Source organism: Pseudoxanthomonas sp. LjRoot204_2, from assembly GCF_056175765.1.
In genome coordinates this window covers 1-6042 of record NZ_JBGFFG010000201.1, presented here as the reverse complement: position 1 = coordinate 6042, position 6042 = coordinate 1, and the positions used below count along the sequence as shown (strand labels likewise).

Annotated in this window: 9 protein-coding genes; 6 read left to right on the top strand and 3 right to left on the bottom strand. The window is 68.5% G+C overall.

Annotated elements, in window-relative coordinates; all coding sequences use genetic code 11:
- The 4 genes from AC04L7_RS10745 to AC04L7_RS10730 form a co-directional block, all read left to right on the top strand.
- Positions 1 to 468: protein-L-isoaspartate O-methyltransferase family protein (locus tag AC04L7_RS10745; protein WP_475512982.1), on the top strand; the 468-nt coding region annotated here is incomplete at its 5' end.
- Positions 469 to 473: 5 nt separating this feature from the next.
- Positions 474 to 1130, top strand: coding sequence for an exopolysaccharide biosynthesis protein (locus tag AC04L7_RS10740; RefSeq protein WP_435997492.1), 657 nt, complete (start codon positions 474 to 476; stop codon positions 1128 to 1130).
- Between the two features lie 39 nt (positions 1131 to 1169).
- Positions 1170 to 1958 (top strand): peptidoglycan DD-metalloendopeptidase family protein, encoded by a 789-nt coding sequence (locus AC04L7_RS10735; protein ID WP_475512981.1) that lies wholly within the window; start codon positions 1170 to 1172, stop codon positions 1956 to 1958.
- A 20-nt stretch (positions 1959 to 1978) separates the two neighbouring features.
- Positions 1979 to 2824, top strand: a complete 846-nt coding sequence (locus tag AC04L7_RS10730) for an endonuclease/exonuclease/phosphatase family protein (protein ID WP_435997496.1) — start codon at positions 1979 to 1981, stop codon at positions 2822 to 2824.
- Here the strand turns inward: AC04L7_RS10730 and AC04L7_RS10725 are convergent.
- From AC04L7_RS10725 to yhbY, 3 genes are read right to left on the bottom strand one after another with little or no spacing between them, the layout of a single operon-like run.
- Entirely contained in the window at positions 2785 to 3417 is a 633-nt protein-coding gene (locus tag AC04L7_RS10725) for a D-Ala-D-Ala carboxypeptidase family metallohydrolase (RefSeq protein ID WP_435997498.1), read from the bottom strand. The genes AC04L7_RS10730 and AC04L7_RS10725 overlap by 40 nt on opposite strands.
- 13 nt (positions 3418 to 3430) lie before the next feature.
- Positions 3431 to 3808 carry an Mth938-like domain-containing protein gene (locus AC04L7_RS10720; protein ID WP_435997500.1) on the bottom strand — a complete coding sequence of 126 codons (378 nt, stop codon included), beginning with the start codon at positions 3806 to 3808 and terminating at the stop codon, positions 3431 to 3433.
- 22 nt (positions 3809 to 3830) lie between these two features.
- Entirely contained in the window at positions 3831 to 4136 is a 306-nt protein-coding gene (yhbY, locus tag AC04L7_RS10715; RefSeq protein ID WP_299341361.1) for a ribosome assembly RNA-binding protein YhbY, read from the bottom strand.
- A 101-nt stretch (positions 4137 to 4237) separates the two neighbouring features.
- Here yhbY and rlmE point away from each other — a divergent pair, with 101 nt between their 5' ends.
- Positions 4238 to 4870 (top strand): 23S rRNA (uridine(2552)-2'-O)-methyltransferase RlmE, encoded by a 633-nt coding sequence (gene rlmE / locus AC04L7_RS10710; RefSeq protein WP_296280950.1) that lies wholly within the window; start codon positions 4238 to 4240, stop codon positions 4868 to 4870.
- A 49-nt stretch (positions 4871 to 4919) separates the two neighbouring features.
- Positions 4920 to 6042 (top strand): ATP-dependent metallopeptidase FtsH/Yme1/Tma family protein (locus tag AC04L7_RS10705; protein ID WP_475512980.1); only part of this gene is annotated, 1123 nt, incomplete at its 3' end.

Here is a 6042-nt window from a genome sequence, read left to right as displayed (position 1 = left end):
AGCCAGACCATCTCGCAGCCGTGGGTGGTCGCGCGCATGACCGAGGTCCTGCTGGAAGCGGCGCCGAAGAAGGTACTGGAGATCGGCACAGGATCGGGCTACCAGGCCGCGGTGCTCGCGATCCTCGGGCTGGAGGTGTACACGGTCGAACGCATCGGCGACCTGCTGCGTCAGGCGCGCAAGCGACTGCGGCAGATGGGCTTCAACGTCCGCAGCAAGCACGACGACGGACGCATCGGCTGGGTAGAGCACGGTCCCTACGACGCCATCATCGTGACCGCCGCCGCGCCGGCCCTGGTGCCGATGCTGGTGGAACAGCTCTCGATCGGCGGGCATCTCGTCGCACCGGTCGGCGGCAGCGGCTCGCAATCGCTCGTGCGGCTGGTGAAGCGCGCCGACGGCAGCATCGAGGAAACGACGCTGGCGCCCGTCGTGTTCGTGCCGCTGTTGTCCGGCACCCTGGACTGACCGGCATGACCCATCCGCGTCCCGACGAAGGATCGCCGAACCATCCGGCATCGCTGGGAGAGCAGCTGGCCGGCATCATCGAGCGCCTGCCCCCCGACGCGCTGAGCCTGGGCGAACTGCTGGATGTGTTCAGCGACGAAGGCCTGCTGTTGCTCACCATCCTGCTGACCCTGGTGTTCCTGATCCCCGTGTCGATCCCGGGCGTCAGCACCGTGTTCGGCGCGGCGATCCTGCTGGTCGGCGTGAGCCGCCTGTTCAACCGCCCGCTGTGGCTGCCACAACGCGTCAAGCACAAGGCGCTGCCGGCCGATCGCCTGCGCCCCGGCCTGACCGGTGGGCTGGTCTGGGTACGCCGGATGGAAAGGATCAGCCGTCCGCACCGGCTGCGTGTCTTCGTCGACGGGCCGGGGCAAGGCGTCTTCAACAACCTCGCCTTCATCCTCGCTGCCCTATTGTTGATGGCGCCTTTTGGATTCGTGCCATTCAGCAATACCCTGCCAGCCTTGGCGCTGCTGCTGTACGCCATCGGCTTAATCCAGCGCGATGGCGGCGCGATCCTGATGGGCCACCTGGCCAACATCGGTACGATCGTCTACTTCAGCGTGCTGATCGGTGGGGGCGGGGTGGCGGCACGCGAACTGTTCCAGCGCCTGGCCGGCTGAGGCCGGCGGCCATCGCCCTGTGAGGAAACGAACGACCGCATGACCACGACGCTTCGTCCACGCCACCGCATCGCGCGCGCGCTCCTTGCCGGCATCGCCCTCGCGGTGCTGGGCGCCTGCTCCACCACGGTGGTGCGCGAGCCCACCGCATCGTCGACCACGCGCAAGGCGTCCCAGGCCAAGCCCGGTGCCACGGTGCGCGTGCAGCGCGGCGACACGCTCTACGGCATCGCGTTCCGCAACGGCATCGACGTCAACGACTTGGCGCGCTGGAACAACCTCGCTGCCCCCTACACGATCTATCCGGGCCAGTCGCTCAAGCTGTTCCCCGGCACCGGCGGCAGTCGTCCCGCGACGACCACCACGACGGCCGCCCGACCCGCGACCGGCACGACCACGCGTCCCGCACCGCCGCCAGCGCCGGTCACCCGCCCAGCGCCGGCGCCCGCAAACAGCGGTTTCAGCTGGCGCTGGCCTGCCGAGGGGCACTTGATCGGTCGGTATGTCGCCGGCGACGCGACGAAGCAGGGTGTCGACATCGCGGGCAGCAGCGGACAGGCCGTCCGCGCCGCCGCGGATGGCGTGGTGGTCTATTYCGGCGCAGGGCTGGTGGGTTACGGCGAGCTGATCATCGTCAAGCACAGTGAGGCCTGGCTGTCGGCGTACGGCCACAACCGCAAGCGACTGGTCAACGAAGGCCAGAACGTCAAGGCCGGCCAGCAGATCGCGGAAATGGGAAGCAGTGGCGCTTCGCGCGAGATGCTCCACTTCGAGATCCGCCACAACGGCAAGCCGGTGGATCCACTCCAGTACCTCCCGCCGCGGTGAACGTCGTCCAGGGCGGGGCGATGGCAAGGTGGACACCGGCGGTGCTGGCGGTTGTCGTGTTCGCAGCGGGGATCCTCGCCGCGTGCCAGCGTCCCCGCGAGGTACCCACGCAATCGCACGTGGACGTGGTCACGCTCAATCTCTGGCACGACAAGCAGGACTGGCCGCACCGGCAGGACATGATCGTCGCCGAGTTGGCGACACTGGCACCCGACATCATCGTCTTGCAGGAGGTGCTGCAGGACGCCGCGCTACCGAACCAGGCGCAGACGCTCGCCGCCCGACTCGGCTACCGGTACCGCTTCTTTTCCGCCGACGCGGCCGGCCAGGCCCGGCGCTACGGCAATGCGATCCTGGTGAAGGGGGCGATCGAACAGTCTCGGGAGGTCAAGCTGTCCCCACTGGACGATTACCGTACCGCCGGCTGGGTGCGCACGCGGGTCGGGGGCCGTCCGTTGAATGTCTACGTGACCCACCTGCACCACACGCCGACCGGCGGGGCGATCCGGGCAGACCAGATCGGCGGTGTGCTGGCGTTGATCGGCGAGACATCGGGCGACGCCCCCTCGATTATCGGCGGCGACTTCAACACGCGCGCCGATGCGTCCGAACTCGCGCCGCTGCGCACGCGCTTCGTCGACGCCTATGCGGACGCGCACGCGGGCGTGGATACGAACGACCCGACGCACACCACGCTCAATCCGCACCTCGGCCATGCGCCGATCCGCATCGACCACGTGTTCGCCCAGCGCGATGCGTTCCGTGTCGTCGACGCCGACATCATCCTCGACCGGCCCGACGCGACCGGCGCCTGGCCCTCGGACCATTACGGCGTCCGCGTGCGGCTGGCGCGCTCGCCGGACTGATCCTCGGCGGTGACGCACAGCGAGGTGCCGCGCCGATGGTCGGTGCCCCATGTTCGGTGCCCGGCCGTATCGATGTGGATCCTGGTCGGCGTGTAGAACCCTAGCCCCATCGCCAGCGCGGGCCCCTGCGTGCGCCAGAAGTGGCATAGCGCGGCCACGCGACGGTAGTCGGCAAGGTCGAAATCGAGCGCATTGTTCAGCAGATGCCGACTGCGGGCGCTGCCGCCGGCGCAGCGGTTCACCTCCACCGACCGGTAACCCGAACGCGCCCGGCTTCCCTCGACGATTCCCATCGCCTGCAACTGCGCGACCACGCGCAGGGTAGGCACGATCGCCGCGGCGCGGTCGGGCGGGGGCAACAGGAATTCCGGCGCATCGCAGGCCTGCCAGCGACGGCTGGAGCGCAGCAGCGCGGAGATCGGCACGACCCGACCCACGCCGGCATCGGTCAACGTGCGCTGATAGGCCGTCAGGGCCCGCGCGTCGGCCTTCGCACGCCAGGCGTCGTACCGCTGGGTGGCATCCGGAGCCGGGACCGGCCGAGCGCATGCCGCGAGGAGCAGCAGGGCAGGCAGCAGGAACCGGCCCCGCATCGCGGCGGCCAGATCAGGCCGATGCGAGCAGGAAACCAGCCACGACCTTGCGCGATTCGCCGGCCAGTACGTTGAAGGTGCGGGCGGCCGCGGCATTGGTCATGACCTCCAGGCCCACGCCCTGGCGCAGGCAGGCGGCCATGACAGACGCGGGCGGAAACACCTGGCGCTCGCCCGTGCCCAGCAGGATCACTTCCGGCTGCAGCGCCAGCAGCGGGGCCAGGTCGTCCGGCGCCAGCGCGGCGCTGTCGTGCACCGGCCAGTCCTCGACCAGCTGCTGGGGCGAGAGGATGAAGCTGGTCGCCAGCACGCGGTCGTTCACGCGTGCGGTCCGGCCGTCCGCGGCGCGCAGCGCGAAGGCGTAATCGGGCAGTTCGTGGCTCAGCTGCATGGCAGGCGACCTGCGTGACGGATCAGCCGCGCGGCAGCACGATGTGCCGGCGTTCCTTGCTCGGACGGTACAGGACGGCGGTGTGGCCGATGCGCTGCACGAGGGCGGCGTCGACCTTGTCGGCCAGGTCCTCGATCATGCTGTCGCGGGCGTCGCGATCCTCGCCGGCGACCTTCACCTTGATCAGTTCGTGCTGTTCCAGCACCGCGTCCAGCTCGGCGATGAAGGCCGGGGTGACGCCCTTGTTGCCGATCTGCAGCAGCGCTTTCAGGTCGTGGGCCTGGCCGCGCAGGAAACGGGTCTGGGCAGCGGTCAGGGCAACAGGCATGCGGCACGGTACGGGTCGAAAAGGGCGATCAGGGTATCATGGCCACCCCCACGAACGGCTCCGGCGGCTCCCGTCGCAGCGTGCCCGGAGACCTCGCCGCCATGGCCACCCGCAGCAAGAGCAGCCAGCGCTGGCTGAAGGAACACTTCTCCGATCCCTACGTGAAAAAGGCCCAGGCCGAGGGCCTGCGTTCGCGTGCGGCGTACAAGCTGGAGGAACTGCTGGAACGCGACCGCCTGCTCAAGCCGGGCATGGTCGTCGTGGACCTGGGCGCCGCCCCGGGCGGCTGGTCGCAGTTCGTCCGCCAGGCGATGGGGGACAGCGGCCGTGTGGTCGCGATGGACATCCTGGACATGCCGCCGCTGGCCGGCGTGGACTTCCTTCATGGGGATTTCAGGGAGGACAGCGTCCTATCGCAGCTGGAAGCCATGCTGGACGGTGCCCGGGTGGACCTTGTGCTGTCCGATATGGCCCCCAATAAGAGTGGTGTGGATGCGGTGGACCAGCCGCGGATGATGCATCTGGCGGAGTTGGCGATGGCATTCGCCGACGACCACCTGAAGCCGGGCGGGGCCTTCCTGATCAAGCTGTTCCAGGGGGCCGGGTCCGACGACTACATCCGCGAGCTGCGTCGCCGCTACGACAAGGTGGCGATCCGCAAGCCGGACGCCTCCCGCAAGCGCTCCCCCGAGGTGTACGCCCTGGGACAGGGCAAGCGGATCCAAATCAAGTAAGGTCACGTAACGTGCGCAAGCGCAAAGAGGAATACCGGAGCCGATGAGGATGAACGACCTGACCAAGAATCTGCTGCTGTGGGTAGTCGTCGCCGTCGTGCTGATGGTCGTCTTCCAGAGCTTCTCCCCCAAGGGCGCCGGCACGGCGGCCATGGCGGGCGGCACCACGTATTCCGACTTCCTCGACCAGGTCGACAGCGGCAACGTGCAGCGCGTCGAGTTCGGCGGCGATGCCCGCAGCGGCGTCGGCGAGATCACCTACACCCTGCGCAACGGCGACAGCAAGACCATCAATGCGCCGTTTGACCGTGACCTGATAAGCGACCTGCGCCTCAAGAAGGTCGAGATGACCCAGAAGGAGCCGCCCAGCGGCATCAGCCTGACGGCCATCCTGCTGAACTTCCTGCCGGTGCTGCTGATCATCGGCTTCTGGATCTTCATCATGCGCCAGATGCAGGGCGGCGGTGGCGGTGCGAAGGGCGCGATGTCCTTCGGCAAGTCGCGCGCCAAGCTGCAGGGCGAGGACCAGGTGAAGGTCACCTTCGCCGACGTCGCCGGCTGCGACGAAGCGAAGGAGGAAGTCGGCGAGCTGGTCGAATTCCTGCGCGACCCCGGCAAGTTCCAGAAGCTGGGCGGCAAGATCCCGCGCGGCGTGCTGATGGTCGGCCAGCCCGGCACCGGCAAGACGCTGCTGGCCAAGGCCATCGCCGGCGAAGCCAAGGTCCCTTTCTTCAGCATTTCCGGTTCKGACTTCGTCGAGATGTTCGTCGGYGTCGGCGCCAGCCGCGTGCGCGACATGTTCGAGCAGGCCAAGAAGCATGCGCCGTGCATCATCTTCATCGACGAAATCGACGCCGTCGGCCGCCATCGCGGCGCCGGCCTGGGCGGCGGTCATGACGAACGCGAGCAGACCCTCAACCAGCTGCTGGTCGAGATGGACGGGTTCGAAGGTGGCGAAGGCGTCATCRTCATCGCCGCGACCAACCGTCCCGACGTGCTGGACCCGGCGCTGCTGCGCCCGGGCCGCTTCGATCGCCAGGTGACCGTGGGCCTGCCTGACGTGAAGGGCCGCGAGCAGATCCTGCGCGTGCACATGCGCAAGCTGCCGCTGGCCGACGACGTCGAGCCGATGGTCATCGCGCGCGGTACGCCCGGCTTCAGTGGTGCCGACC

Bases quoted from the DNA above. Each gene is read 5' to 3' on its own strand.
- AC04L7_RS10740 (WP_435997492.1), top strand. From the start codon at position 474: ATGACCCATCCGCGTCCCGACGAAGGATCGCCGAACCATCCGGCATCG.
- AC04L7_RS10730 (WP_435997496.1), top strand. From the start codon at position 1,979: ATGGCAAGGTGGACACCGGCGGTGCTGGCGGTTGTCGTGTTCGCAGCG.
- AC04L7_RS10725 (WP_435997498.1), bottom strand. From the start codon at position 3,417: ATGCGGGGCCGGTTCCTGCTGCCTGCCCTGCTGCTCCTCGCGGCATGC.
- AC04L7_RS10720 (WP_435997500.1), bottom strand. From the start codon at position 3,808: ATGCAGCTGAGCCACGAACTGCCCGATTACGCCTTCGCGCTGCGCGCC.
- yhbY (WP_299341361.1), bottom strand. From the start codon at position 4,136: ATGCCTGTTGCCCTGACCGCTGCCCAGACCCGTTTCCTGCGCGGCCAG.
- rlmE (WP_296280950.1), top strand. From the start codon at position 4,238: ATGGCCACCCGCAGCAAGAGCAGCCAGCGCTGGCTGAAGGAACACTTC.